Annotated in this window: 22 protein-coding genes and 3 riboswitches; of the genes, 14 read left to right on the top strand and 8 right to left on the bottom strand. The window is 64.7% G+C overall.

Going from position 1 to position 23,446, the window contains the following annotated elements; translation table 11 throughout:
- Positions 1 to 55: 55 nt before the first annotated feature.
- Positions 56 to 1,219 (bottom strand): DUF3108 domain-containing protein, encoded by a 1,164-nt coding sequence (locus AC1DMA_RS11230; RefSeq protein ID WP_478125135.1) that lies wholly within the window; start codon positions 1,217 to 1,219, stop codon positions 56 to 58.
- A gap of 98 nt (positions 1,220 to 1,317) precedes the next feature.
- Between AC1DMA_RS11230 and AC1DMA_RS11225 the strand changes: the two genes are divergently transcribed.
- The gene (locus tag AC1DMA_RS11225) at positions 1,318 to 2,334 is read left to right on the top strand and encodes a fumarylacetoacetate hydrolase family protein (RefSeq protein ID WP_478144215.1); all 1,017 of its coding nucleotides are present in this window, start codon (positions 1,318 to 1,320) and stop codon (positions 2,332 to 2,334) included.
- A 16-nt stretch (positions 2,335 to 2,350) separates the two neighbouring features.
- On the opposite strand, the gene AC1DMA_RS11220 is transcribed toward AC1DMA_RS11225, so the two are convergent.
- The gene (locus tag AC1DMA_RS11220) at positions 2,351 to 3,124 is read right to left on the bottom strand and encodes a response regulator transcription factor (protein WP_478125133.1); all 774 of its coding nucleotides are present in this window, start codon (positions 3,122 to 3,124) and stop codon (positions 2,351 to 2,353) included.
- A 74-nt stretch (positions 3,125 to 3,198) separates the two neighbouring features.
- On the opposite strand from AC1DMA_RS11220, the gene AC1DMA_RS11215 reads away from it, so the two are divergent.
- The 3 genes from AC1DMA_RS11215 to AC1DMA_RS11205 are packed head-to-tail and all read left to right on the top strand — an operon-like array spanning position 3,199 to position 6,168.
- Positions 3,199 to 4,944, top strand: a complete 1,746-nt coding sequence (locus AC1DMA_RS11215; protein WP_478144214.1) for an FAD-dependent monooxygenase — start codon at positions 3,199 to 3,201, stop codon at positions 4,942 to 4,944.
- The gene (locus AC1DMA_RS11210; protein WP_478144213.1) at positions 4,941 to 5,153 is read left to right on the top strand and encodes a hypothetical protein; all 213 of its coding nucleotides are present in this window, start codon (positions 4,941 to 4,943) and stop codon (positions 5,151 to 5,153) included. Before AC1DMA_RS11215 ends, AC1DMA_RS11210 begins: the two co-directional genes overlap by 4 nt.
- Before the next feature lie 40 nt (positions 5,154 to 5,193).
- Positions 5,194 to 6,168: a Bug family tripartite tricarboxylate transporter substrate binding protein gene (locus tag AC1DMA_RS11205; RefSeq protein WP_478144212.1), complete on the top strand. Its 975-nt coding sequence runs from the start codon at positions 5,194 to 5,196 to the stop codon at positions 6,166 to 6,168.
- 14 nt (positions 6,169 to 6,182) lie between these two features.
- Here AC1DMA_RS11205 and AC1DMA_RS11200 read toward each other — a convergent pair whose 3' ends face one another.
- A complete protein-coding gene (locus tag AC1DMA_RS11200; RefSeq protein ID WP_478144211.1) occupies positions 6,183 to 7,376 on the bottom strand; it encodes a toxin-antitoxin system YwqK family antitoxin in 1,194 nt (397 codons plus the stop codon).
- Complete coding sequence (locus AC1DMA_RS11195) at positions 7,373 to 7,783, bottom strand: VOC family protein (protein WP_478125128.1); 411 nt, start codon at positions 7,781 to 7,783, stop codon at positions 7,373 to 7,375. Before AC1DMA_RS11195 ends, AC1DMA_RS11200 begins: the two co-directional genes overlap by 4 nt.
- Positions 7,784 to 7,858: 75 nt before the next feature.
- On the opposite strand from AC1DMA_RS11195, the gene AC1DMA_RS11190 reads away from it, so the two are divergent.
- The 5 genes from AC1DMA_RS11190 to AC1DMA_RS11170 all read left to right on the top strand — a co-directional run bounded on the left by AC1DMA_RS11190 (position 7,859) and on the right by AC1DMA_RS11170 (position 13,659).
- Positions 7,859 to 8,215, top strand: coding sequence for a DUF2946 family protein (locus AC1DMA_RS11190; protein WP_478125127.1), 357 nt, complete (start codon positions 7,859 to 7,861; stop codon positions 8,213 to 8,215).
- Positions 8,216 to 8,318: 103 nt separating this feature from the next.
- A complete protein-coding gene (locus AC1DMA_RS11185; RefSeq protein ID WP_478144210.1) occupies positions 8,319 to 10,619 on the top strand; it encodes a TonB-dependent receptor in 2,301 nt (766 codons plus the stop codon).
- Positions 10,620 to 10,644: 25 nt separating this feature from the next.
- Complete coding sequence (locus AC1DMA_RS11180) at positions 10,645 to 11,544, top strand: copper chaperone PCu(A)C domain-containing protein (protein ID WP_478144209.1); 900 nt, start codon at positions 10,645 to 10,647, stop codon at positions 11,542 to 11,544.
- 67 nt (positions 11,545 to 11,611) lie between these two features.
- On the top strand, positions 11,612 to 12,352 hold the full coding sequence (locus AC1DMA_RS11175; protein ID WP_478144208.1) for a PhaM family polyhydroxyalkanoate granule multifunctional regulatory protein: 741 nt from the start codon (positions 11,612 to 11,614) through the stop codon (positions 12,350 to 12,352).
- A gap of 38 nt (positions 12,353 to 12,390) precedes the next feature.
- Positions 12,391 to 13,659: an FIST signal transduction protein gene (locus tag AC1DMA_RS11170; protein WP_478125123.1), complete on the top strand. Its 1,269-nt coding sequence runs from the start codon at positions 12,391 to 12,393 to the stop codon at positions 13,657 to 13,659.
- On the opposite strand, the gene AC1DMA_RS11165 is transcribed toward AC1DMA_RS11170, so the two are convergent.
- The 3 genes from AC1DMA_RS11165 to AC1DMA_RS11155 form a co-directional block, all read right to left on the bottom strand.
- Positions 13,620 to 14,945 (bottom strand): D-amino acid dehydrogenase, encoded by a 1,326-nt coding sequence (locus AC1DMA_RS11165; protein ID WP_478144207.1) that lies wholly within the window; start codon positions 14,943 to 14,945, stop codon positions 13,620 to 13,622. The two genes, AC1DMA_RS11170 and AC1DMA_RS11165, sit on opposite strands and share 40 nt — an antisense overlap.
- 87 nt (positions 14,946 to 15,032) lie before the next feature.
- Positions 15,033 to 15,138: riboswitch (glycine riboswitch) on the bottom strand.
- A 4-nt stretch (positions 15,139 to 15,142) separates the two neighbouring features.
- Positions 15,143 to 15,243: riboswitch (glycine riboswitch) on the bottom strand.
- Between the two features lie 26 nt (positions 15,244 to 15,269).
- On the bottom strand, positions 15,270 to 16,517 hold the full coding sequence (locus AC1DMA_RS11160; RefSeq protein WP_478144206.1) for an FAD-dependent oxidoreductase: 1,248 nt from the start codon (positions 16,515 to 16,517) through the stop codon (positions 15,270 to 15,272).
- Positions 16,518 to 16,595: 78 nt separating this feature from the next.
- A riboswitch (glycine riboswitch) is annotated at positions 16,596 to 16,702 on the bottom strand.
- Positions 16,703 to 16,846: 144 nt separating this feature from the next.
- Positions 16,847 to 17,581 (bottom strand): helix-turn-helix domain-containing protein, encoded by a 735-nt coding sequence (locus AC1DMA_RS11155; RefSeq protein WP_478144205.1) that lies wholly within the window; start codon positions 17,579 to 17,581, stop codon positions 16,847 to 16,849.
- A gap of 158 nt (positions 17,582 to 17,739) precedes the next feature.
- On the opposite strand from AC1DMA_RS11155, the gene AC1DMA_RS11150 reads away from it, so the two are divergent.
- From AC1DMA_RS11150 to AC1DMA_RS11130, 5 genes are all read left to right on the top strand, one after another.
- Positions 17,740 to 18,441, top strand: a complete 702-nt coding sequence (locus tag AC1DMA_RS11150) for a hypothetical protein (RefSeq protein ID WP_478144204.1) — start codon at positions 17,740 to 17,742, stop codon at positions 18,439 to 18,441.
- A 25-nt stretch (positions 18,442 to 18,466) separates the two neighbouring features.
- Entirely contained in the window at positions 18,467 to 20,419 is a 1,953-nt protein-coding gene (locus tag AC1DMA_RS11145; RefSeq protein ID WP_478144203.1) for an MFS transporter, read from the top strand.
- 10 nt (positions 20,420 to 20,429) lie between these two features.
- The gene (locus tag AC1DMA_RS11140; RefSeq protein WP_478125117.1) at positions 20,430 to 21,092 is read left to right on the top strand and encodes a phosphatase PAP2 family protein; all 663 of its coding nucleotides are present in this window, start codon (positions 20,430 to 20,432) and stop codon (positions 21,090 to 21,092) included.
- A 165-nt stretch (positions 21,093 to 21,257) separates the two neighbouring features.
- Entirely contained in the window at positions 21,258 to 21,464 is a 207-nt protein-coding gene (locus tag AC1DMA_RS11135; protein ID WP_478144202.1) for a hypothetical protein, read from the top strand.
- 52 nt (positions 21,465 to 21,516) lie between these two features.
- Positions 21,517 to 22,617: a serine endopeptidase gene (locus AC1DMA_RS11130; RefSeq protein ID WP_478144201.1), complete on the top strand. Its 1,101-nt coding sequence runs from the start codon at positions 21,517 to 21,519 to the stop codon at positions 22,615 to 22,617.
- On the opposite strand, the gene AC1DMA_RS11125 is transcribed toward AC1DMA_RS11130, so the two are convergent.
- Entirely contained in the window at positions 22,590 to 23,378 is a 789-nt protein-coding gene (locus tag AC1DMA_RS11125) for an SDR family NAD(P)-dependent oxidoreductase (RefSeq protein ID WP_478144200.1), read from the bottom strand. The two genes, AC1DMA_RS11130 and AC1DMA_RS11125, sit on opposite strands and share 28 nt — an antisense overlap.
- Between the last annotated feature and the right edge of the window lie 68 nt (positions 23,379 to 23,446).

The raw sequence follows: 23,446 nt of genomic DNA, 5'->3' as shown, positions 1-23,446 counted from the left end.
GCCCCGCAGTGTCCCCGAAGTCGGCCGGCCGGCAATCGTCAAGATGGGTGTGGTGCTAGTTCGATGTGCGCAAGGGGACCTGTTCGCGCAACTGGAGATCCGCGAAATCCTGGTTTGCCTGCGTCTGCTTGATCCTCACCGGCAGATAGCCCATGTCCGGTGCAAGCCAGAGTTCGACCTTGTCATCGAACGGCTGGCGCGGATTGCGGGTGAGCCTTCGAACCGAGAATTCGCCTGCCGGCACCGTCACGCGCTCTTCGCCTGAGACGTTGAAGGTCCAGATTTCGGCGTCGGAGGGCCCGACCGTCTGCACGGCGACGACTGAGCCCGGCGGATAGCGCCCCGGGTCGCCGGCCATCAAGGCGCCCAACTGCATCACGACGCTGAGCCGGTCTTGCGCGCCCGCCAACAACGGCACGCTGGGCGCGTTGTTGCTGAAGACCACGGTCTTCTGGTCTCGAACGAAATGCGAAGCGACCTCGGTCTTGCGCTTGTCGGCAAAGCGAAGCGGCTCGATTCCTGTCGGGCCGATGACGCCATTGCTGTGCAGGCTGCGAAAAGTCTTGAACAGAAATGTGAGCGACAGCTTGGCATCGTAGTGCTCGCCATCTTGCAGCCAGACGAGATCGCCGAACACGCCTTGCATGGGCGTCGAGCCCTGCTGCGCGGTGGCGGCAAAGGCGAGGCGAACGGAGCCTGGAATGCGCAGCGGTACCGAGCCGGGCATGTTGGCTTGCGACGCTTCGCTGTCGGGCTTGGCGGCGCCTTGGTCGCCGTTCGTTCCTGAGCCAGCTTCGTTGCCGGTCCCGGGCGACATATCAGTAGCCTCCGGCGAGGTGTTGGTTGGCGGGGCGATTTCCTGCCACTGCGGCAGGGGCTGCGGCTGGGTCGGGATCGCCGCTTCGGATGCGGGTGTTGGCGAAGGTGTCGCTGGACGTGGCCGAACGCGGGGGCGGGGACGCGCGGGCTTGTTTTCCGCGGCAGGCGTTGCCGGTTCTGGTGCGGCGGCGGGCTCAGACTCAGAGATGGGCGGAGGTGCGACAACGATCGTCCGGGTGATGAATCTTTCGGTCAGCGTCGTCGGGGGTGCTCCCATGCCCGATGGGGCGAGCCCCAGCAGCATCAGGTGGACGATCACCACCGCGGCGGTGAGCAACGCCAGCACGCGCCAGGGCGGACGGGGTGCTTCGGGCATGGCGGGGAGAGTGAACGTCGGCATGGGAGGTGGACCCGGTGCCGGCCGCGAGGTTCATCTCGGTACACTGCCGCCCGGTCAATCAGTTTAGTAGCGATGCCGCGCCGGCATCGGCCGCCACCATGAAACTCGCCACTCTCAAAGACGGTTCGCGCGACGGGCAGCTCGTCGTCGTTTCGCGCGATCTCGCCACCGCGCATTACGCCACCGGCATCGCCAGCCGCATGCAGCAGGTGCTGGACGATTGGAGCTTCATCAGCCCGCAGTTGCAGGATCTCTACGACGCGCTCAACGGCGGCCGTGCGCGTCATGCTTTTCCGTTTGACCCGACTCAGTGCATGGCGCCGCTACCGCGCGCCTATCAATGGGCCGATGGCTCCGCTTACATCAACCATGTCGAACTCGTGCGCAAGGCCCGCAACGCCGAGGTCCCCGAGAGCTTCTACGTCGACCCACTGATGTATCAGGGCGGCAGCGACGATTTCATCGGTCCGTGCGATCCGATCGTGGTTTCCAGCGAGGCTTTCGGCATCGACTTCGAGGCCGAGGTTGCGGTCGTTACCGGCGACGTCAGGATGGGCGCGACACCCGCGCAGGCGCTCGATGGGATCCGGCTGGTCATGCTTGCGAACGATGTGAGCCTGCGCAACCTGATTCCGGCCGAGCTTGCCAAGGGGTTCGGGTTTTTCCAGAGCAAGCCATCGACGGCTTTCAGTCCCGTGGCGGTCACCACCGACGAACTCGGCAACGCCTGGCAGGGCGGCCGCGTACACCTTGCGCTGCAAAGCACCTGGAATGGCCGGAAGGTCGGCATGTGCGATGCGGGCGAGGAAATGACCTTTCATTTCGGCCAACTCGTCGCGCACATTGCCAAGACGCGAAACGTGCGCGCCGGGAGCATCGTCGGCAGCGGGACCGTGAGCAACAAGGGCGTCGAGAAGGGTGGCCGGATGGAATGGCCGAAGGGCTACAGCTGCATCGCCGAGAAGCGCTGCATCGAAACGATCCAGGACGGCCAGCCTTCGACCGAGTTCATGAAGTACGGCGACACGATCAGGATCGAGATGAAGGGGCAGGACGGTCAATCGATCTTTGGGGCGATCGATCAGGAAGTGGTGGCGCCGGGCGGGGGCTCATGACTGCTCGCAGCCCGCGTCATGCGCGGCTACGCAGCAACTCCTTCATGTTTGCAACGCCCAACCTTCGAAACGCTCGGTACTGATGCGTCCTCGCGGTCGTGAGCTCGATGCTCATTTCTCGCGCCGCTTCCTTGGCCGTCTTGCCGGCCAGCAGATGACCGATCACCTCGCGCTCGCGAAGGCTCAACCCCGGCAAGCGCGAGGCGAGCGTTGGCTCGGCCGCTTCCCTGGCGACGACCGCACTGCGGCCGTGCGCTGCTGTTGCATCTGCCAAGAGCATTGCATGCGCTTCCAGCAGGTGGAAGTCCTCCGGGCTGAAATCCGGCTGTGCGAGGCTCCTGTAAAAGCTCACGGCGGCGCGCTGCCCTGAAGGCAGGAGAAGCAGCACCGACGCACGCTCGCGAATTCCAACGTCCCCGTAGCAAGCCGCGCGATAGGCAGGGTCGGCCACTTCTTCCGCACGCTGGTGGCCCAGCCATAACTGCGCCCGCTTCGGCAGCTTTCGGGCGGCCAGCCATGCCATGTTGGCGTCGAGCAGGTCGAAGCGCTGCGCCACATAGCGCTCGGCGGTGCGTTCGGCAGTGTTGCCGTAGGAGCTGGCGGCCGAGACGGTTTCGATGCGGCCCGCCGAGTCGACTGCAAAGACGGTGCAGAAGGTCACCGGCAGCACGGCGTGCATCGCCGCCAGATAGCTGGCGGCCAAGTGCGACGTGCCGACGCCGGCGAGCACGTTGCTCACGACCGACGCCGCGATCGGCCGATCTTCGCCTTTGACTGGCCAGCGTCTCATCGTGGGGGAAGGGTTTGCACTTCGTACGAAGTTACGACAACGACGGCTCTCGTGCATCCGGACAATCCCTTCGCATGACTACCGCTGTCGTGCCCCATCCCTCCGCGCGTGCAGGCGATGCTGCAACCGGACCGCTGCCTCCGCAGGCGGCCCATCTGCCGCCATCCGTCGGCGCGTTTCACTACACGCGCCACGAACCACGCCTTCCATCGCTGGTAAACGGACAGGAGCCCGCTCGCCATCCGGTGGTGATTGCCGGAGGTGGCCCCGTCGGCATGTCGCTCGCGCTTGGCCTGGCGAACCATGGCGTCCGAAGCGTGATCCTGGAGGCCGACGACACCGTTTGCGTCGGCAGCCGGGCGGCATGTATTTCGCGCCGGAGCCTGGAGATCGTCGAACGCCTCGGCGCGCTCCCTTCGTTTCTGGCCAAGGGTTTGCCGTGGACCGGCGGTCGCAGCTTCTACAAGACGGACGAGGTGTTCCGCTTCGAAATGCCGAACGACGCCAGGCAGAAGCTGCCGCCGATGATCAATCTCGAGCAGTACTACATCGAGCAGTACCTGCTGGACGAGATCAATCGCCGCAACGAGTCGACGCCGGGGATCATCGACATCCGCTGGGGCACCGAACTCACGGGGTTTGTCGAGGATGCCGACGGCGTCTCACTGTCGGCACGCAATGCGCAAGGCGCCTACGCATTGAGTGCCCAGTGGCTGGTCGGCTGCGACGGTGGCCAGAGCTTCGTGCGAAAGTCGCTCGGGCTCAACCTCGAAGGCACGGCTTACGAAGGCCGCTACGTGATCATCGACATCGAACTGCACAGCGAACATCCGACGGAGCGGCGCGCATGGTTCGATCCGCCGTGGAACCCCGGCTCGACCGTGCTGATGCATCGGCAGCCGGATGACATCTGGCGCATCGACTATCAACTGCGCGCCGGGCAAAGCACCGAGGAAGCGCTCCAGCCGTCTGCGGTGCACGATTTCGTGCAGCGTCACCTCGATGCAATCGGCGAAGGTCACCTGCCATGGAAGACGGTCTGGACGTCTGTCTACCGTGCCGGCGCGATGACCCTGGAGAGCTACCGCCACGGCCGCGTGCTTTTCGCCGGCAATGCTGCGCATGCGATGCCGATCTTCGGGGTGCGCGGCCTGAACTCGGGCTTCGATGATGCGGACAACCTCGCCTGGAAGCTGGCGCTGGTGGCGCGCGGCGTGTCGAGCGCGGCGCTGCTCGACAGTTATTCGCAGGAGCGCGTTGCCGCTTTTCATATCAACGCTGAAAGCGCGATGCGCAGCACCGAATTCATGTCGCCGCCGACACGAGGTTTCGATTTGCTGCGCGAGGCGGCGCTGTCTTTGTCAGGCGCGCATCGCGAGATCGCAAACCTGATCAACCCGCGCCAGACGCAGGCGGTGCAGTACGAGAACTCGGCGCTTTCGAGCGATGACGATGCATCGATGCCGGGCCCGCAACCAGGCGACGCCATGCCCGATCAACCGCTTGCACTGGACCTTCACCTCACCGACTGGCTACGGCCGGCTTTCATGGTGCTCGTCCTTAACATGACGCGCACGGACGCCACGCTCACAGCCGAAATCGCGGCCGCCCAAGCGACGCCGCTGGCGGTGGTGATCTGCGAGCTCCCGCCGGGAAGCGCCGATGCATCGGTGTTCGCCGCCCTGGGTGCGGAAGAGGGCGCCGTCTATCTCTTGCGGCCGGACGGGCACGTCGCCGCGCGGTGGCGCCGAGTCCCTTCGGGCGCGCTGCGGCATGCCCTGGAACGCGCGTCGGCGCTCGCCGAAACGGAGCACGCATGACTGCCTTGTCACTCGAGGCGCGTGATCGCGTCTATGCCGAATGTGCTCGCGCCATCACCGAGGCTGGCGCCGAGCGAGAATCGCTTTTCCTCGCGCGGCTCGCGCTGCTGCTGTTCGAACAGGTGGGCGATGAGGCGCGTTGTCGGGCCGCGTTGGCGCAAGCGCTGCGCGATCTGCCAGCGCCGTCGCTGTCCGCGGGGCCCACCTGAATTCACGTCAACGCTTCAGAAAAACCAGGAGACTTATTCGATGGATCGCAGAACCCTGCTCACCACCCTCGCCGCTGGCGCCGCGGCAGCCGCCGCACCTTGGGCGCGAGCCCAGACCTATCCGGACCAGCTGATCAAGTGGGTGGTGCCGTATCCCGCCGGCGGCGGAACGGACGTGATCGCGCGCACGCTCGCGGAGGCGATGCGCCAGACGCTGGGCCAGCAGATCGTCATCGACAACCGCCCGGGCGCGTCGACCAACATCGGCGCCGAATTGGTCGCGAGGGCCAAGCCGGACGGCTACACCATCCTGTCGGCCGACAACGCCGTGCTGGCCTTCAACGAGCATCTCTTCACCAAGCTGCCTTTCAACCCGTCCAAGGACTTCACGTACATCGGCGCGATCGGCAAGTTTCCGCTGGCACTGGTGGTCAACCCGAACTTCCCGGCGAAGGACTTCAAGGAGTTCCTCGCCTATGTGAAGGCCAATCCGGGCAAGGTCAACTACGCATCGCCAGGCAACGGTTCGCCGCATCACCTGGCGATGGAGCTGTTCAAGAACCGCACTGGCACCTTCATCACGCACATCCCATACCGGGGCGCGGCGCCCGCGATGGCGGACGTGATGGGCGGTCAGGTGCCGTGCATGTTCCTCGATCTGGCGTCCGGCCTGTCCATCATGCAAAGCAAAAAGGTGCGCGTGCTGGCCATCGGCTCCGGCGCTCGCTCGAAGCTGCTGCCGGACGTGCCCACGCTCGCGGAAGTCGGCGTGCCCAATGCGGAGGTGTTCGCGTTCCAGGGGATCCTCGGCCCGGCCGGTATGCAGCCAGCCGTAGTGACGCGGCTCAACACCGATCTGAATCGCGCGTTCGCGGCTCCCGAGGTGCAAAAGCGCTTCAACGACTTCGGCATGGAGGCAATGCCCGGCACTCCCCAGCAGTTCTTTGCGCTGTCGCGGGCGGAGTCGCAACGCTGGGGTCCCATCATCAAGGCCGCCGGCATCAAGCTCGACTGAGGCTGCGAGGCTGCTCAGGGCCGGGCGAAGGCCTTTCGGGAGCCGTCCTCGAAGACCTCGTCGTCGCGTTCGAGTTTGCCAAGGGCGTCCCACACGCGTTCGCGGGTGACACGCCCCTTGTCGTCGTAGACCGACTCAGCGATGAGCGTGCCGTTTTCGCTGAAGCGCTGATGCGTTCCGATGGGGATCTGCCGGAAGCGGTCGATCGCCACGTAGCGGCCGACGGCAGCACGCTGTCCGTTGTCGTGGAATTCGGTGATTTCGATCAGCCGTGCGTCGCCGTCGGCGCCATAAACGGCCTTGCTCCGCGGCTGGCCGTTCAGGTAGAAGCTTTCGTCGCTGGTCGGGTCGCCGGCCGCGTTCCAGCGTTGGTCGCGCACGAGCGTGCCCTTTTCTGAAAACTCCTGTTCGCGCTGCTTGATCGGGCCACGTTCGCTCAGCAGGGAGACCACTTCGCGGCGCTTGATGCCTTCGGACGAAAAGCGTCGCTCGGTGCGCTGGTTGGGCAGGAATTCGTCGGTTGCCGAGGGCTTGCCGTTGTCATAGAAGTCTTCGCTTCGCACACGCTTGCCCGCCAGATAGGACACACGGGAGCGCAGTATTCCCTTGGCATCGAACAGGTCGACACGCGACGGCCCGCTTCCGAAGCCGCAGAGTCGCGCGTCGTCGGCAACGGGCGCGAGCACCGGCTTGTCGCCACAGCGCAGGGCCGACAGCTGGCCCCGATCGGTGAACTCGACCGATGCGCGTTCGCCTGCGGCATCCGCGAAGTAGGTCGCTTTGCGCAGCTGTCCGGAAGGATAGAAGCTGCGCACGAGGCCCGTTTCGCGGCCGTCGTCGTAAGTGGCGTCCCTCACGACCTGTCCGTTCGGTGAAAACTCTCGGGCGCGTCCGTCCATGTTGCCGCTGGCGTTCACCGAGTATTCCTTCGCCAGCTTTCCGTTTTCGTAGAGGCGCACGCGGCCCGTGAAGGTGCCGCCCCGAACCTCTTGCTCGCGAACCAGCTCGCGGCTGTCGTGGTCCCTGCAGCGCATCAAGCCGGTCTTGCCGGCAGTGCTGTTGCCGTCCGCGGGATTGACGGCGGCGCCGTTGAGATCGCAATCCTGGGCAGCGTAGGCCGCGCCCGGGCCAAACAGAAGAAGGCCGGCCAGCACTCCCGCGACCCGTAGCAAGGTCGACGCGGCAGCGCTTGCGGAGCGCGGCGTCATGTGTCGTAGACGGTATCCAGCGACCGGAAGCCCTTGGCCTCGATCGGATTGCCGAAGGGATCGCAGAAGAACATCGTCCATTGCTCGCCGGGCTGGCCTTCAAAGCGAACCTGGGGTTTCAGGACGAAGTCGGTCCCGGCGGATTCGAGGCGTGCAGCCAGTGCGCGCCAGGCGGGCAGTTCGAGCACGATGCCGAAGTGAGGCATTGGCACCATCACGTCGCCGACGCGGCCTGTGCGCGAGGTGGCGAATGGCTCGCCGAGGTGCAGCGAGATTTGATGGCCGAAGAAATCGAAATCGACCCACGTGTCGGTGCTCCGTCCTTCGGCGCATCCGAGTACGCCGCCATAGAAGCCCCGCGCTACGTCGAGGTCGCGGACGTGAAAGGCGAGATGAAAGATGGACATGTGACTTTTGTGTCGAATCGTTCATTGTCCACAAGCCGGGGGGAGATGGCGAGGGTTGATTGATAATCCCTTTCGATGTCCCCACTGCGCCGCGCCCACCGCCTGATCAGCTTCGTGCTGATCTGGTTTGCGCTGTCGCTCGGCGTGGCGATCGCCTCGCCGGTGGTTCATCCCCAGGCGATGGAGCTGCTCTGCTCCAGCGCCGGCGCGGTCAAGGTGGTCGTGCAGACGGACCATGGCCTGCAGGAAGTGGGCGGCGCGCACATGGACTGCCCGCTGTGCGTCATAGCAGGCGCCCCTCCGCCCACGCCAGCTGTCGTGCTGCCAGCGATCCACCCGCTGGCGCATGCCGTCCAAGCCATCCCTGCCGCGCGCATCGCCGCGGCGACCGCGGCGCCGATGCCGGCGCGCGGTCCTCCAAGTCTCCTCTGAAGTAATTCGGCCTTGCCACGCCCGGGCGCCACTTCTGGTGGTGCGCCCGAGCCGGCTTCCCGCAATTCACCGGCGCCAGGAGGGCGCCGAGGAGCACTTTTCGATGAACAACAAAACCGTGCTGTCGCTCGCCATGAGCGCGGCATTTCCGTGGGCGGGCGCGTGGGCACAGGCTGCCGACGACGCGCCCGAGCGGGTCAAGTCGCTCGGCGTGGTGACGGTGACCGGTGGCCAACCGAGCTCGCTGCCCACGCAGATCCCGACCACGATCGAAGGCATCACGCGCGAAGAAATCCAGACGCGCATCAACGCCACCGACAGCGAGGACGCGCTCAAGTACATGCCAAGCCTGCTGGTGCGCAAGCGCTATATCGGCGATTACAACCACGCCATCTTGTCGACCCGCGCCTCGGGCACCGGCAACAGCGCGCGCTCGGCCGTGTATGCCGACGGCATCCTGCTGTCGAATTACCTGGGCAACGGCATAGCCAACGGAACGAATTACGCGCCCCGATGGGGGCTCGTCACGCCGGAGGAGATCGAGCGCGTCGATGTGATGTACGGCCCGTTTTCGGCAGCCTACCCGGGCAACTCGGCGGGCGCGGTGGTCGACTACGTCACCCGCATGCCGACCCAGCTGGAGGCGCACGTCAAGGCAGGCTATTCGTCGCAGCCCTTTGATCTCTACAACACGCACCAGACTTTCAACAGCTGGCAGACCAGCGCCTCCCTGGGCAGTCGCAGCGGCGACTGGTCATGGTGGATTGACGTCAGCCGCACCGACAGCCAGGGGCAGCCACTGACCTTCACGACCGCGACGGTGGCTTCGGGCACGGCGGGCAGAGCCGGAACGCCCGTCACCGGCGCCGTGCTGGGCCTTAACACCACCAACACGCCCTGGTACATCCTGGGCACCGGCACCCAGTACCACACCGTCCAGGACCACGCCAAGATCAAGCTGGCGTACGACTTTTCGTCCACGGTACGGGCAACCTACACCGTCGGCTGGTGGCAGAACACCGCGGAGGGTCGCCCCGCCACCTACCTCGGCAATTCGGGCGGCCAGCCGGTCTACACCGGGCTCGTGAACATCGCGAGCCGCAGCTTCAGCCTGGGGCCCACCGCCTTTCCGCTCACGAACGACAACCAGACGCACTCCATGCACGGGCTTTCGGTCAAGAGCAACACGCAGGGCGAATGGGACTGGGAAGTCGCCGCGAGCCTTTACGACTACGCGAACGACCAACAGCGCGCACCGACCATCGCGCCGCCACTGGCGAACTTTGGTGGCGCCGGCACGTTGCAGGACCAGGGCGGGACCGGCTGGAACACGGTCGCGGCCAAGGGCACCTGGCGGCCGCAGGGCGTGGGCGGTGCCCACATCGTCGATTTCGGCGTCGGCCGCGACGCCTACAAACTCGGCATCCTCAAGAACAACGTGCTCGGCAGTTGGCTCGATGGCCCGCCAGCCTCCCTGGTCAGCGATGTGGGAGGGCGGTCCCAGACCCTGAGCGCCTGGGCGCAGGACGCCTGGTCCTTTGCGACCAAGTGGAAGGCGGTGCTGGGATTGCGCTATGAGGACTGGAAGGCCATGGATGGATTCACCTCCACGGCCACCAACACTCTGGCCTACCCGGATCGCGGCGAATCCGACTTTTCACCGAAGGCCGCGATCGCCTACCAATGGAGGCAAGACACGGTGCTGAAGGCTTCGCTCGGACGCGCGGTGCGGTATCCAACGGTGGGCGAGCTCTACGGAACGACGACGGGCGGCGCACTGTCCTTCATCAACGACCCGTTCCTGAAACCCGAGAAATCATGGACCAGCGAACTGTCGGCCGAGAAGGACCTTGGCAACGCCCTGGCACGTGCAACGCTCTTCCACGAGACGACAGACGACGCGCTCTACAGCCAGCTGATCCCCAACACCACGATCTCGCGCGTTCAGAACATCGAAAAGGTGCGCACCACCGGCTTCGAGCTGGCCTACACGGGACAGGACGTGTTGGTTCGTGGCGTCGAGGTCGGCGCCAGCCTCACTTTTGCCGATTCGAAGATCGTGGCGAACCCCGGCAATCCGGCGAGCGTCGGCAAATGGCAACCGCGTGTGCCGCGTTGGCGGTCCACGGTTTTCGCGACGTACAAGCCCGATGCGCAATGGGCCTTTACCGCCGCCGCGCGCTACAGCGGAACCCAGTACTCCAACCTGGACAACAGCGACGTGAACGGCTTCGCCTACTTCGGCGCCAGCCGGTACTTCACGGTCGACCTGCGAGCCCGCTACCAGATCGACAAACGCTGGTCGGCTGCCCTGGGCATCGATAACGCCAACAACTACCAATACTGGAATTTCCACCCGTACCCGCAGCGCACCTACACCGCTGAACTCCGTTTCGACCTCTGACTCCACTCTTCACCAAGGATCTGCCATGAACCCCGCATTCAAACTCAAGCACGTCGCTGCCTGCATTCTGCTGACTGGCGCCGGCGGTGCCTTCGCCCACGTGACGCTGCCGCCGGGCGGCGCGACCGCCGGCAGCAACTACGAAGCTGCTTTCCGTGTCGGCCATGCATGCAAGGATGCGAAGAGCACCACCGGCATCGCCGTGCGGCTGCCCAAGGGATTTGCCTTCTCCGATGCGCAGGCGCGCAAGGGCTGGAAGCTCGAAGCGCCGCCCGCGGGTGACAATGGCGGCGAAGTGCGCTGGACTGCCGAAAGCGCGCAGTCGGCTCTTCCTGCCAACGAGCGCGCCGAGTTCGTCGTTCGCGGCAAGCTGCCCGCGACGCCCGGCGTGTTGTGGTTCAAGGTGCTGCAGTCTTGCGACAACGGCAGCGCCGACTGGGCGCAGATCCCGGCCAGCGGCAATGACACCGCCGGCCTCGAAAGCCCGGCGGCGCGGCTCGACGTGCTCGCGCCCGGCATTGCCGCGGTCGATGTGCGCGATGCGTGGATTCGCGCATCGGTGCCCGGTCAGAGCGGCACCGGCGCTTTCATGAAACTCAGCGCGCCGTCGGGCGCGCGACTGGTCGGGGCTTCGACGCCGGTCGCCGGCGTGGCGGATGTTCACGAGATGAAGATGGAGGGCGACACCATGCGCATGCGCGCAGTCGAGGGCGGGCTCGACCTGCCGGCGCGCCAAACCGTCGAACTCAAGCCGGGCGGCTATCACCTGATGCTGACTGACCTGAAGCAGTCGCTGGCCAACGGAACCAACGTGCCTCTGACGCTGCGCTTCGAAGATGCCAAGGGGCAGAAGACTTCGCTGAACATCAACGTGCCCGTGCTCACTGGCGCCGCGGTGCCCGCGGGCGGCGAACACAAGCACTGAGCGATCCAAAGGCCGGCGACGTTGGAGTAAGCTGCCCCACACAAGAACACTCTTCCGGAGACCCCTCATGAGCGACGCAAGCAAGCCTTTTGCCTTCAGCCAGTTCGTTCCCGGCTTCGATTTCTTGCGGAACCTGGCGAGCGGAGGCGCTGCGGCCAGCGCGAGCGCGGTTCCGGGCATGCCGAGCCTCTCCAGTTGGGTGGCGCCCACGCTCAGCGTGGAGGAGGTCGAAAAGCGGATCCAGGAACTCAAGACGGTGCAGTTCTGGCTCGAACAAAACGGCCATGCGCTCAAGGCGACGATCCAGGCGCTCGAAGTGCAGAAGATGACCCTCTCCACGTTGCGCGGCATGAATGTGCAAATGGAAGATCTCGCCAGCGTCTTCACCCGGCAGGCCGCCGCGACGCCGGCGTTCAGCACCGAGTCCCCGCCGCCCGCGGCTGCGGCGGCTTCGAAGGCGAAACCGCAAGCTGAAGAGGAACTGGAATCGAAAGAGACTGGCGCCCCGGCCGGCCTCGAGGGCAGGGCGGGCGCGGCAGGCGTGGTCGACCCGCTTCAATGGTGGGGCGCACTCACGCAGCAGTTCCAGCAGATCGCGAGCTCTGCCTTGCACGAAGCTTCACAGGTCAAGATGCCGATGATGCCGCCGCTGACCGAAGCGCACGGCGAGAAGACGCCGGCGGCATCGGGCAAAGCGCCACGAAAGACGGCTACCGCCGCATCCAGTAAAAAATCCGCCGGCGGTCGCAGTGCCGCCGGAAGCAGCACATCGCCCACTCCGGCGCGCAAGCGGGCGCGCGGACACTGACGACGCCTTCTTCCCTTCCCGCACAGAAAGCCGAGCGCATGAAGCTCTTTCCTTCCGGGCACGCCACTCATCCGCAATGGCGCATGGCGGCCGGACTCGTGCTCGCCCAACTGCGTGCGCAGATGGCGCTGGCCGACTACGCGCGCGCACCCACGCTGGGCCTGCTCTACATCACCGATCACTACTCGGCCGATGCGCAGGAGATCCTCGATCACCTGGGCGCCGAACTGCCAGAGATCACCGATTGGTCCGGCACCGTCGGCGTCGGCGTCGCCGCGAACAACGCCGAATACTTCGACGAGCCGGCGCTCAGCGTCATGCTGTGCGAGTTGCCGACCGATCAGTACCGTGTGTTCTCCGGCGTGGCGCCGCTTGCGAGTTCGGAGATGAGCGGTTTCGCGGCGAAGATGGCGCTGGTGCATGCCGACCCGCGTACGCCGGAACTCGCCGAACTGATCGCCGAGATGGCTGACCGTACCGATACCGGCTACCTGTTCGGTGGCCTCTCGTCGGGGCGCGCAGGATCCTTGCAGTTCGCGGTCGGCGGCAACGGCAACATTCCCGGGCACGGTGCGGTGGGCGGAGTTTTCTCGGGCGGCTTGTCGGGCGTGGTGTTCGGCGAAGGCGTGCGCCTGGTGTCGCGCGTCACGCAGGGTTGCCAGCCTGTGTCGCAGGAAAGAGAAATCACGCACGTGGACGGCAACCTGCTGCTCGAGCTCGATGGCGAGCCGGCCCTCGACGTGCTGCTCGACGACCTGAATGTTTCGCTCGATGCGCCCGAGCATGCCGTCGATGCGGTGCGCGCCACCCTGGTGGGCTTGGCCGAGGCCGGCAGCGATGGCGTAAGGCGTACGCGCGACTTGGGCGCTGACGTTCGTGTGCGGCACATCATCGGACTGGACCCGACGCGTCGCGGCGTGGCGATTGCCGACGTGGCGGAGCCCGGCATGCGAGTGAGCTTCTGCCGACGCAACGCGCAGGCGGCGCGAGCCGATCTGATGCGCGTGTGCGCCGAAATCCGCGAAGAACTGGAGCCGGAGGAGCAGACCTTGGCCACGGCGCGCGCTGTAGCCGCCGGCGAAGCCGAGGCCGCGCCGCACCCCGCGCGCCGCATCGCCGGTGCGGTGTACGTGAGTTGCTCCGGTCGAGGTGGCCCGCATTTCGGCGCTCCCGGCGCCGAATTGCAGATCGTGCGACACGCGCTGGGCGATGTCCCGCTGGTCGGCTTCTTCGCCGCAGGCGAGATCGCCCGCCATCACCTCTATGGCTACACGGGCGTGTTGACGGTCTTCACCAGCGACGACTGACGTTTCGCGCCGCGTCCGATCGCGCCGGTGAAGCTGAAATCCACTTCCGGTGTGAGACCGCTGACGATCCGCGCGATCGACTTGCCCGAACCGCAAGCGTGCGTCCAGCCGAGTGTGCCGTGGCCGGTGTTCAGGAACAGATTCGGCAGTTTCGTCGCGCCGACCAGGGGCACATTGCTCGGCGTGGCGGGGCGAAGGCCCGTCCAGAACTGCGCCTGCGTAGGGTCCCCGGCGCCCGGGAACAGCTGCTGGACGCGGCGAACGATGGCTTCGCAGCGAACGCGGTTCAGGTCGCGGTCGTAGCCATTGAGTTCGGCGGTGCCTGCGATCCGCATCCGATCGCCGGTTTCCGAGGTGTAGCGCGAGAAGACGAGCTTGAATTCGTCATCGGTCAACGACACCTGGTACGCCTTGGCTGCGTCGACCACCGGCATCGTGACCGAGTAGCCCTTTGCCGGATAGATCGGCAGACGAAGGCCCAGCGGAGCGGCAAGGAGCGGGCTCAAGGAGCCCATCGCCAACACGAACGCGTCGCCGCGAATGCGTTGGAATCTGCCCTCGTCGTCCGTGACTTCGGCGTGCTCGATCGAGCCACCGGCTTCGCGCAGGGCGGTCACGGTATGGCTCATAAGGAAGCGAACGCCCGCTGCCTGGGCGAGAGCGGCGAGTTCGCGTGCGAATCGGTTCGCGTCGCCGGATTCGTCTTCGGCCGTGTAGGTGGCGCCAGCCAATTGCGGGCGAATGTGGGCCAGCGCGGGCTCGAGCTTCACCGCCTCGTCGGCCGAGATGACCTGCCGGTCGCAGCCCAGCGCGCGCATCTGTTCGGCAGGCGCCAGTGCGGCGTCGAATTCCTTTTGCGTCGTATAGAAGTGAAGGATGCCCTGCATGCGCTGGTCATAGGCAATGCCTGTGTCCCGCCGCAGTTGTTGCAGCGTTTCGCGGCTGTAGGTCCCCAGGCGAACGATCTGCTCTATGTTGTGGCGGGTGCGCGCCGGCGTGCATTCGCGCAGGAACTGCAATCCCCAAAGCCATTGCCGCATGTCTGGGCGCAGACGGAACAGCAGGGGGGCGTCTTCCTTGCCGAGCCATTGCAGCACCTTCAGCGGTGCACCCGGATTGGCCCAGGGCTCGGCATGGCTCACCGAGATCTGGCCACCGTTGGCAAAGCTGGTTTCGGCGGCTGGTGTGGCCTGCCGGTCAATGACGGTCACTTCGTGGCCGAGTTGCTGGAGGAAATAAGCCGAAGTCACGCCGAGCAGGCCGGCGCCAAGAACGATCACGCGCATTTGAGTAAACCTCTAAGGTTGCAGCGATTGGATCGAACGAAAACGGATGCTGTGAAAACGAAAGCAACCGGACCGTGCGTCCAAGTTGCCGCTCCCCCTGTCCTCGGTACCTGAGAGATTCACCCGTTGCGCCCGCAACGGGTTTGCTCCTTCGGTGCATCACTTTGCGTGATGGCTCTCCAGACGGCTCTGACAGTTGGTGCAGTACAGGCTCGTTGTTGCGAGCCGACCTGAGCGTTTATGGGAGTTTGCGCCTTCGGTGAGGCCGCCAGGCGGCCTGCTCTCCTGCAGTGGGCTGATTGTAGGGGCGCTGCGGCGTGCTGGCTACAGGCCCCTGAAGGCGAAGTCGAGTTCGGGTCGCAAGCCGCTGACGATACGGGCGACCGATTTGCTCGCGCCGCAGGCGTGGGCCCAGGTGGGTGTACCTGGGGCCGTGTTGAGGAAAAGATTGGGTACTCGCGTCTTGCCGATCATCGGCAGGCGGTTTCTGCTTACCGCGTGCATCGCCGTGTCGAGCGATGCCTCATCGGTTTTCGCCATTCCGGGAAACAGAATGTCGATGCGGCCCAGCATTGCTCGGAAGCGGTCCGAATCGGGCTCGCTCTCTTCGTCATCGCGTACACGCACCGTGGAGGAGACCCGGAGATACACACCGTTTGCGCTTTCGAGCCGTCTGATGCGCAGCTTGCCCTGGCGATCGTGCAGTGCGATGTGCGGTGCACGCGCCGCGTCCTTGACCGGCACCGTCGCGATGTACTCACGCACGAAGTTCAGCGGCATGGCGATACCGAGCTCTTCAGCATGCGGGACGCTCGATGCGCCCAAGGCGAGCACATAGGATTGCGCGCGCAGGGCTACCGGTTGTCCTTGCGCATTGAGCAGGTCCACGTGACTGATCCGGCCATCGCGGATTTTCAGCGAAACGACCGTGTGCTTCATCATGAATCGCACGCCGGCCGCGCGGCACAGGAAGACGATGCTGGCTGCGAACTGGGCTGGATCGCGTGCCGGGTCTTCGGGCGAGAACGTTGCTCCGGCGAGCGCGGCGCCAACGGCATGCAGTGCGGGCTCGAAGGCCATCGCTTCCTCGGGCGAGAGCAGGCGCTCCTCGCAGCCGAGTTCGGACCAATGGGGTGCCCGCGCCACGCGCGCTCGAAAAGCTTCGGCGTCGGTAAAGAACTTCATCAGCCCGTTCGAGCGCGGCCGCTGAGGCATGCCAGCCTCGTCATGAAGCGCCCGTGCGGTGTTGCGGCTGTAGGCTGCCAGGCGCACCAGTTGATCGAGCGGATCGCGTTGAGGCGGCGCACCGATGGCGCGGTCGAGCAGTTCGGAGAGGCGGCGACGCACTTTCCCCCAGACCCGGGGCCCATTGCCTTTGCTTCGCCGAGCACGGGCCGAAGCCGCACCGCCGCCGTGCAATGCGATGGCAGGCTCGCCGGGTTCGACCCTGCCCCTGGCTTTGGCGGCGGGGGTCCCGTGGCGGTCCACGACGATCACCTCGTGACCGAGCTGCTGAAGGTAATAAGCCGTCGTAACGCCGAGCAAACCAGCGCCGAGCACAACCACGCGCATGTCCGAATCCTTTTGGGATGGCATGAACGGCGGGCGTTGGCGCTTACTGTGTCAGCGCCGAAAACCCGTGTTCAGACTGCCGCTCCCCCTGTCTTCTTTACCTGAGAGATTCATCCGATGCGGCATGCAGCGGACTTGCTCCTTCGGTGCACCACATGGCGTGGTGTCTCTCCAGTCGGCGATTGATCAATGTGGGGCAGTCGCCGAACCGCACGTGCGGTTCACCTGAGCGTTCATGGGAGTTTGCGCCGACGGTGGGACGAAAGGGTCCGCTTTTCTGCGGGCCGCATCTTATCCAAGAAACCGGTTTCTGTGTGTTCATCCTTTGTTCACGCTCTTCGAAGGCGGGTGAACAGTTCGAACTCCCAATTGCGCATCCCCAAAAGCAATGTGTAGCCCTCGCGTTCCTTGGGCGACAGCTTCTGGTCGGTCTGATGCTGTTGGGCAAAGTCCTGGGCCACACGCTGCAGACGGTCCAGAAAAGCAGGCGCAAGCGACTTGCTGATGGACCCATGCACCAGCAGCAAGCCTTCGGCGGGGCCGTCGAAGCCGCCCCGGTAGTAGTCGAGCACAACGTTCTCGCGAAAGAAATCCATCACCGGACCGTGGGGACGCCAGCGGAAGGTCTTGGCGAGTTTCAGGCGATAGCGATTCAGGGGGCGCAGTTCGATGATTCCGATGCGGTCGAGTTGCGCGAGATAGCCGATGCATTCGGCTTCGCTGATGCGGTAGGCCGCGACGATCTGCTCGAGGGTCCACTGGCTCAGCACGCAGATGGCGAGCAGCAGCAGCTTCTTGTCCTTCACGACGGCCTTTTCCTGTTCGAGCGTCAATTCCTTCAGCAAGGGTTGAGCGTCCGCGACACGGCGGGCGAGTTCCGCGAAGTCGATCTTGAGAGCCCGGCAAATCGCATCGACTCGCGTGAGCGGCATATCGCCCTTGGCGAGCATCCGCTTCACGCTTGATTCCGCCATGTCCAGCGACCTGGCGAGGTCCGCATACGTCATGTGGGCGTTTTTGAGTTCGTTCTTGAGGGCGACGACCAGATCGACGGTGGTGCTCATGGGTGGCGACAGAAGGGCGAGTGTTGATGTTGATATCGGAACCGGTACTGCCGGGCGATACCGCCGGTGGTGAAAAAGTGCTCCGTATCGATTCTCGATGCCTCCGAAGGGGCCGGCAACCTAGATTGCGCCGATCGAACTTTTCACCGGAGTCCGTCATGCCGCTGTCGTCCTTGGATGTCCTGAGCAATCTGCCATTGGCCCTGATTGGCATCTGGGGCTTGCGTTGGCTCCATTGGCTCGATCGGGCGCACGAAGACGCCCTCGACGCCGCGCCGCTGCCCCAGGCGGCCACTCGCCTTCCTGTGAACGCGCTGGATTGTGCGTGGATGTTCTTCGCGGGGCTGATCTTCACCGCGGCGGCGTCCGCCTTCTATCACGTGCAGCCTGATGCGACGCGGCTCGCGGCGGACCGAGCAGGGACGGCCATCGCGTTGTCGGGTCTCGTCGGCCTTGCGGTTTGCGAGCGGGTGAGCGAGCGCGCCGGATGGCCCGCCGCCTGGCTCACGATGAGCGGCGCCCTGGTGGCGGCGGCCGTCCAATACAGGACGGGCAATGCCTTGCCCTGGACGCTGGTGCAGTTTGGTGGAATGGCACTGATTTTGGTCCTCTCGCTCGCAAGATCATCGCCTGGCGCCATCGATCTGAAGCTGGGGTGGGTGGTCTTCTTCTATGTCTTGGCCAAGCTGTTCGAGTTGTCGGACGCGTCCATTTGCGAGGCCACCCGGCAATTGATCTCGGGCCACGGCCTCAAGCACTTCATGGCTGCATTGGCGGCGCTCCCGGTGTTGCACGCATTGCAGGCGATGGGCCGGCAGACGCTGCGGCACAATCCGGGCGCCGCTGCCCTAACGGCTTGAGGAACTTGCCAACCAGGCTTTGCGAATGACCACAACCGCCAACGCATCATCGTCCCCCACGCCTGATCCGCATGCGCATGCCAACCAGTTCGCGCTTCTGGGTCAGCGGCGCTTTGCGCCATTCTTCTGGACGCAATTCGCTGGAGCGGCCAACGACAACCTCTTCAAGTTTGCTTTCACGGTCATGGTGACCTACCAGCTACAGCTCAGCTGGATGCCCCCCGCCATGGCGGGGCTCGCGATCGGAGCGCTGTTCATCCTGCCTTTCCTGCTCTTCTCGGCGACTTCCGGGCAACTCACCGACAAGTTCGACAAGACGAAGATGATCCGCTTCGTCAAAAACCTCGAGATCGCGATCATGCTGATCGCCGCGTGGGGCTTCATGCGGGCCGATGCGGCTGTGCTGCTCGGTTGCGTCTTCCTGATGGGACTGCATTCCACCTTGTTCGGGCCCGTGAAGTTTGCCTATCTCCCGCAGGTGCTGGACGCGCGCGAGCTCACTGGCGGCAATGGCATGGTCGAGATGGGCACTTTCGTTGCCATCCTGCTGGGGCAGGTCGCCGGGGGTCTTCTGATCGCGGTGCCGCATATCGGCCACACGTCGGTGGCACTGGCATGCGTGCTGCTCGCGCTGGCGGGGCGAGGCGTTGCGCAGGCGATCCCGCAAGCGCCCGCCACCGATCCGGAGCTTCGGATCAACTGGAACCCGGTGAGCGAGACGTGGCGCAATCTCAAGCTGGCCCATGGGAACATCGTTGTTTTCCGCTCGCTGCTTGGCATCTCGTGGATGTGGTTCTTCGGCGCGATCTTCCTTAGCCAGTTTCCGAGCTTTGCCAAGGAGGTGCTCCACGGAGACGAGCAGGTGGCCTCGCTGCTGCTGGTGGTTTTCTCGGTCGGCATCGGGATTGGATCGCTGCTCTGCGAGACGCTGAGCCGGCGCCAGGTCGAGATCGGCCTCGTCCCGTTGGGTGCGATCGGGATGAGCGTATTCGCAATCGACCTGTACTTCGCGTCGCGCGCGCTGCCCGCGCTTGGAGAACTGGGATTGGGCGGCTTTCTTCGGGAGAAGGCCCACTGGCGCGTGATGGCCGACCTCGGTCTGCTGTCGCTGTTTGCCGGGCTCTACAGCGTGCCGATGTATGCGCTGATCCAGTTGCGCAGCCAGTCCACGCACCGGGCGCGCATCATCGCGGCCAACAATATTCTCAACGCGCTGTTCATGATTGCCAGTTCAATCATTGCGGGCGCGCTTTTGAAGTCTGGTTTTACGATTCCACAGATCTTTCTCTTCACGGGAATTGCCAATGCGGTGGTCGCGTTCTACATCTTCATGCTCATGCCCGAATACCTGCTGCGCTTCGTCGCCTGGGTGCTGTCACGCTTCGTCTATCGGTTCGACGTGAAAGGGGACGAACATATTCCGGGCGAGGGGGCGGCGATCCTGGTTTGCAATCACGTGAGCTTCATCGATGCGGTGCTGCTCATGGCGGCGAGCCCGCGTCCCATTCGCTTCATCATGGATCACCGCATATTCCGCGTGCCCGTGCTGGGCTGGCTGTTCAGGCTGGCCAAGGCCATTCCGATTGCGCCGCAGAAGGAAGATCCCGCCGCCTACGAAGACGCTTTCGCGCAGGCCGTGCAGGTGCTGCGGGAGGGCGACCTCCTCGCCATCTTTCCCGAAGGCGCGATCACTCGCGACGGGCAGCTCCAGCCGTTCAAGGGCGGTGTGATGAAAATCCTCGAGGCCGCGCGCGCCGAAGGCATCGACGTTCCGGTGGTTCCCATGGCTCTGACGAATTTGTGGGGCTCGTACTTCAGCCGGGTCGAAGTGCGAGACGGAGAAAACGTCGCGATGGTGCGACCCTTCCGGCGAGGCCTGTTCAGTCGGGTGGGCCTCAATGTCGGCGACGCGCTGCGCCATGCCGAGGTGCAGCCCGACATCCTGCAGCGGCGCGTGAGCGGGCTTCTTAGCGCATGAATTTCGACTGATGTCCTTGCCTTTTCCCCAATGGTTTTGGGTCGCTGTGACCTGGTTCGGTGACAGTGGCTTTCTGCTGCCGGTCGCGCTGTGGATCGCGGTGTGGCTCGGCATTCGCGAAGCGACGCGCCCATCGGCGTGGCGCTGGGTACTTTTGTTCGGGCTCGGGTGCTGCGTGATCGCCGTGTCGAAAATCGCGTTCCTGGGCTGGGGCATCGGCATCGCCTTGATCAACTTCACCGGCTTCAGCGGTCACACGGCTCTATCGGCGTGCGTATGGCCTGTGGCATGCTGGCTCGCTGCCTCTCAGCAGTCGCATCGTGTCCGCGTTTCCGCCGCGTCGTTCGGATTGATGTTTGCGGTGTTCATCGGTGCGTCCCGGCTGGCGCTGTACGCGCATTCGAAGTCCGAAGTCGCGGCTGGATTCGCGCTGGGCATGGCGGTCAGTGGCGCATTTCTTCTGTGGCAGCACCGGCTTCCGCATCCGCGGTTGAGCTGGAGTCTCGTGTTGCTCAGTCTGCTCACGCCTCTGGCTTTTCTGAACCCGGGCACGCCAGCACCCACGCAGGGCGCGCTCGAAGTGATCGCCATGCGCCTCGCCGGAACCGACAGGACCTACACGCGCGACGATCTGCTCGCGCGCCGGCTGAAGCCTCAGGCGAGTATCGAGTAGCGATACCGAAAGCGCTGGAAGTTGCCACTGATTCGCTAACTTGTTCCGCGACGTTCAGATGCGAAACATCATCCGCGCACCTTCACTTCGCCCTGAGGCTTGCATGCAGACAATCTCTTTCAACATGTCCCTGACTGTCGGTTTGATCTGCAGCGAGGTGTTGTCGTGAAGAGGGTCCCGACCAATTTCGGGCCGTACGACCGCGAATACCAGGCGCGTGTTTCGCGCACGCGCCGCCTCCTGAAAGCAGCGATGCAAGCGATCTTGACGGCTGTCGTGGTCGCGCTCGCGGGCACGTTCCTGTTCCCGTTGAAGGCGCATGCGGGCCGTTCATGCGAACAGGCCAAGCCGACTGTGGCGCTGAGACCCTAGACCAGAATCGCGTTATCCAGGTTTTTTGAATTCCCAATGAAGAAGGAACCCGATGAGCAAGTCCTTGCGCCTGTCTGAAAAATGGTTTCGCCGCGGTCTCTGGGTCGTGGCGGTGGTGTTCGCCAGCTTTCTGATCGGCCTCGGGAGCACGATCGTCGGAGATCTGCCGCGCGTCGAGCACAGTCTCGACATCGATGACTTTATCGATCATGCCGCGGCCGATCCACTGCGCAAGACCGTCCGCGACGCCGAAAAGGTGGAGCAGGATGCGGCGCGCGAACGGGAGCAGGCGGACCTCAAGCTCGTCGCCGCTCGGCAGGCAAGTCGCGCGGCGAGAGAGACCTTCTCGAATTGGATCGCGACCCGCCACGCCACTGCACAGCCCGACCAGGACCCTGAGCTCGTCTCCCGCACCAAGGCGCTGGATGCGCTGAAGCTCAAGGAGGACGAAGCCGAACGGGCCGTCGGCGCGCAGCGGCAAATCGCGCTCGACGCCCGGCAGTCAAGCCAGCGCGCGCAACAGCAGCTGACCATCCTTGAGGACCAGGCGCGGACTCGCCTGGACGCCGAAAACCGCCGAGTCGAGCTGCGCGTCTTCGGCTATCGGCTGGCGCTCACGCTGCCGCTGCTGATGATTGCGGGCTGGCTCTTCGCGAAGAGGCGCAAGAGCACATGGTGGCCGTTCGTCTGGGGGTTCATCTTCTTTGCGCTGTTCGCGTTTTTTGTCGAGCTCGTGCCCTATCTGCCGAGCTACGGCGGCTATGTGCGTTACGCGGTCGGCATCGTGGTGACGGTGCTCGTCGGGCGATATGCCATCGTCGCGCTGAACCGATATCTGGCGCGTCAGAAACTCGCTGAGGCGCAGCCCGACACGGTTCGCCGCAACGAGCTCAGCTATGACACAGCGCTCGCCCGACTCGCGAAGAGCGTTTGCCCTGGATGCGAGAGACCCGTGGACTTGAAGAACACGGCCATCGACTTTTGCCCGCATTGCGGCATCGGGCTCTTCGACCACTGCCACGTGTGCAAGTCGCGCAAGAGCGCCTTCGCCAGGTTCTGCCACGCTTGTGGAACCGGCGCAATGGCCGCCGCCATGCCGCGCGACTTGCCGCCGGACTTGCCGTTTCAGGTCCAGCCGGCGTCGACCACGTAGTCCTGCGCGGTACACATCTTCGAATCGTCGGCCGCAAGGAACAGCGCCATGCTGGCAATGTCCTCGGCCATGACTCGGCCAGGGAGGCATTGCGCGGCATCGATCTCGGCGCCCGATTCGGGCTTGACCCAGAGCTGCAGCTGTCGCTCGGTCATGACCCAGCCGGGGACGATGGAATTGACTCGGATGTTCTGCTTGCCAAGGTCGCGCGCCAGTGATCGGGTCAGTCCGCGCGCCGCGGATTTGCAGGCCTGGTAGACCGGATACCCCCGGCCCTTGATCATCCAGCTGATCGATCCGAAGTTGATGATCGATCCGCCACCCAGCGCGCGCATGTCGTCCGCGACCGCCTGAGCGGCAAAAAACTGGTGCTTGAAGTTGACTGCGACCAGACGGTCGAAGTCGTCGCTGGTGACGTCCGCCATTTCATGGCGTCGGTCATTTGCGGCGTTGTTGATCAGCACCTTGATCGGTCCGAAGCGGGCGCGCATTGCGCCGATCGCGGCTTGCAGGGCCGCCACGTCGGTTACATCGCATTCGACGAAGAGCGCCTCGTGCGCCCCGCTGTTCGTGCCGAGCTGACTGGCCAGCGCTCGGCCCGCGGTTGCGTCGAGGTCGCAGAAGCCGACGCGTGCGCCCTGGGCATGAAAGGCGCGCACCAGCGCTTCGCCGATGCCGCTCGCGCCGCCGGAGATGAAGACAGTACGGCCGGCCAGCGATGGATAGCGCGCCGACGGGGAAGGAGAGGTTGAATCTGTCATCGAGGTATTTTGGCCTTCGGTCGTGCGAATCCGCTACCCGTGTGAACGAGAATGCCGCGATCGCAATG

Source organism: Variovorax sp. 05N34 (assembly GCF_056397405.1).
This window is presented reverse-complemented; position numbering and strand designations above follow the sequence as displayed.

What these genes read in the sequence shown, in the direction of transcription:
- AC1DMA_RS11230 (WP_478125135.1), bottom strand. Translation starts at nt 1,219, where the DNA reads ATGCCGACGTTCACTCTCCCCGCCATGCCCGAAGCACCCCGTCCGCCC.
- AC1DMA_RS11225 (WP_478144215.1), top strand. Translation starts at nt 1,318, where the DNA reads ATGAAACTCGCCACTCTCAAAGACGGTTCGCGCGACGGGCAGCTCGTC.
- AC1DMA_RS11220 (WP_478125133.1), bottom strand. Translation starts at nt 3,124, where the DNA reads ATGAGACGCTGGCCAGTCAAAGGCGAAGATCGGCCGATCGCGGCGTCG.
- AC1DMA_RS11215 (WP_478144214.1), top strand. Translation starts at nt 3,199, where the DNA reads ATGACTACCGCTGTCGTGCCCCATCCCTCCGCGCGTGCAGGCGATGCT.
- AC1DMA_RS11210 (WP_478144213.1), top strand. Translation starts at nt 4,941, where the DNA reads ATGACTGCCTTGTCACTCGAGGCGCGTGATCGCGTCTATGCCGAATGT.
- AC1DMA_RS11205 (WP_478144212.1), top strand. Translation starts at nt 5,194, where the DNA reads ATGGATCGCAGAACCCTGCTCACCACCCTCGCCGCTGGCGCCGCGGCA.
- AC1DMA_RS11200 (WP_478144211.1), bottom strand. Translation starts at nt 7,376, where the DNA reads ATGACGCCGCGCTCCGCAAGCGCTGCCGCGTCGACCTTGCTACGGGTC.
- AC1DMA_RS11195 (WP_478125128.1), bottom strand. Translation starts at nt 7,783, where the DNA reads ATGTCCATCTTTCATCTCGCCTTTCACGTCCGCGACCTCGACGTAGCG.
- AC1DMA_RS11190 (WP_478125127.1), top strand. Translation starts at nt 7,859, where the DNA reads ATGTCCCCACTGCGCCGCGCCCACCGCCTGATCAGCTTCGTGCTGATC.
- AC1DMA_RS11185 (WP_478144210.1), top strand. Translation starts at nt 8,319, where the DNA reads ATGAACAACAAAACCGTGCTGTCGCTCGCCATGAGCGCGGCATTTCCG.
- AC1DMA_RS11180 (WP_478144209.1), top strand. Translation starts at nt 10,645, where the DNA reads ATGAACCCCGCATTCAAACTCAAGCACGTCGCTGCCTGCATTCTGCTG.
- AC1DMA_RS11175 (WP_478144208.1), top strand. Translation starts at nt 11,612, where the DNA reads ATGAGCGACGCAAGCAAGCCTTTTGCCTTCAGCCAGTTCGTTCCCGGC.
- AC1DMA_RS11170 (WP_478125123.1), top strand. Translation starts at nt 12,391, where the DNA reads ATGAAGCTCTTTCCTTCCGGGCACGCCACTCATCCGCAATGGCGCATG.
- AC1DMA_RS11165 (WP_478144207.1), bottom strand. Translation starts at nt 14,945, where the DNA reads ATGCGCGTGATCGTTCTTGGCGCCGGCCTGCTCGGCGTGACTTCGGCT.
- AC1DMA_RS11160 (WP_478144206.1), bottom strand. Translation starts at nt 16,517, where the DNA reads ATGCGCGTGGTTGTGCTCGGCGCTGGTTTGCTCGGCGTTACGACGGCT.
- AC1DMA_RS11155 (WP_478144205.1), bottom strand. Translation starts at nt 17,581, where the DNA reads ATGAGCACCACCGTCGATCTGGTCGTCGCCCTCAAGAACGAACTCAAA.
- AC1DMA_RS11150 (WP_478144204.1), top strand. Translation starts at nt 17,740, where the DNA reads ATGCCGCTGTCGTCCTTGGATGTCCTGAGCAATCTGCCATTGGCCCTG.
- AC1DMA_RS11145 (WP_478144203.1), top strand. Translation starts at nt 18,467, where the DNA reads ATGACCACAACCGCCAACGCATCATCGTCCCCCACGCCTGATCCGCAT.
- AC1DMA_RS11140 (WP_478125117.1), top strand. Translation starts at nt 20,430, where the DNA reads ATGTCCTTGCCTTTTCCCCAATGGTTTTGGGTCGCTGTGACCTGGTTC.
- AC1DMA_RS11130 (WP_478144201.1), top strand. Translation starts at nt 21,517, where the DNA reads ATGAGCAAGTCCTTGCGCCTGTCTGAAAAATGGTTTCGCCGCGGTCTC.
- AC1DMA_RS11125 (WP_478144200.1), bottom strand. Translation starts at nt 23,378, where the DNA reads ATGACAGATTCAACCTCTCCTTCCCCGTCGGCGCGCTATCCATCGCTG.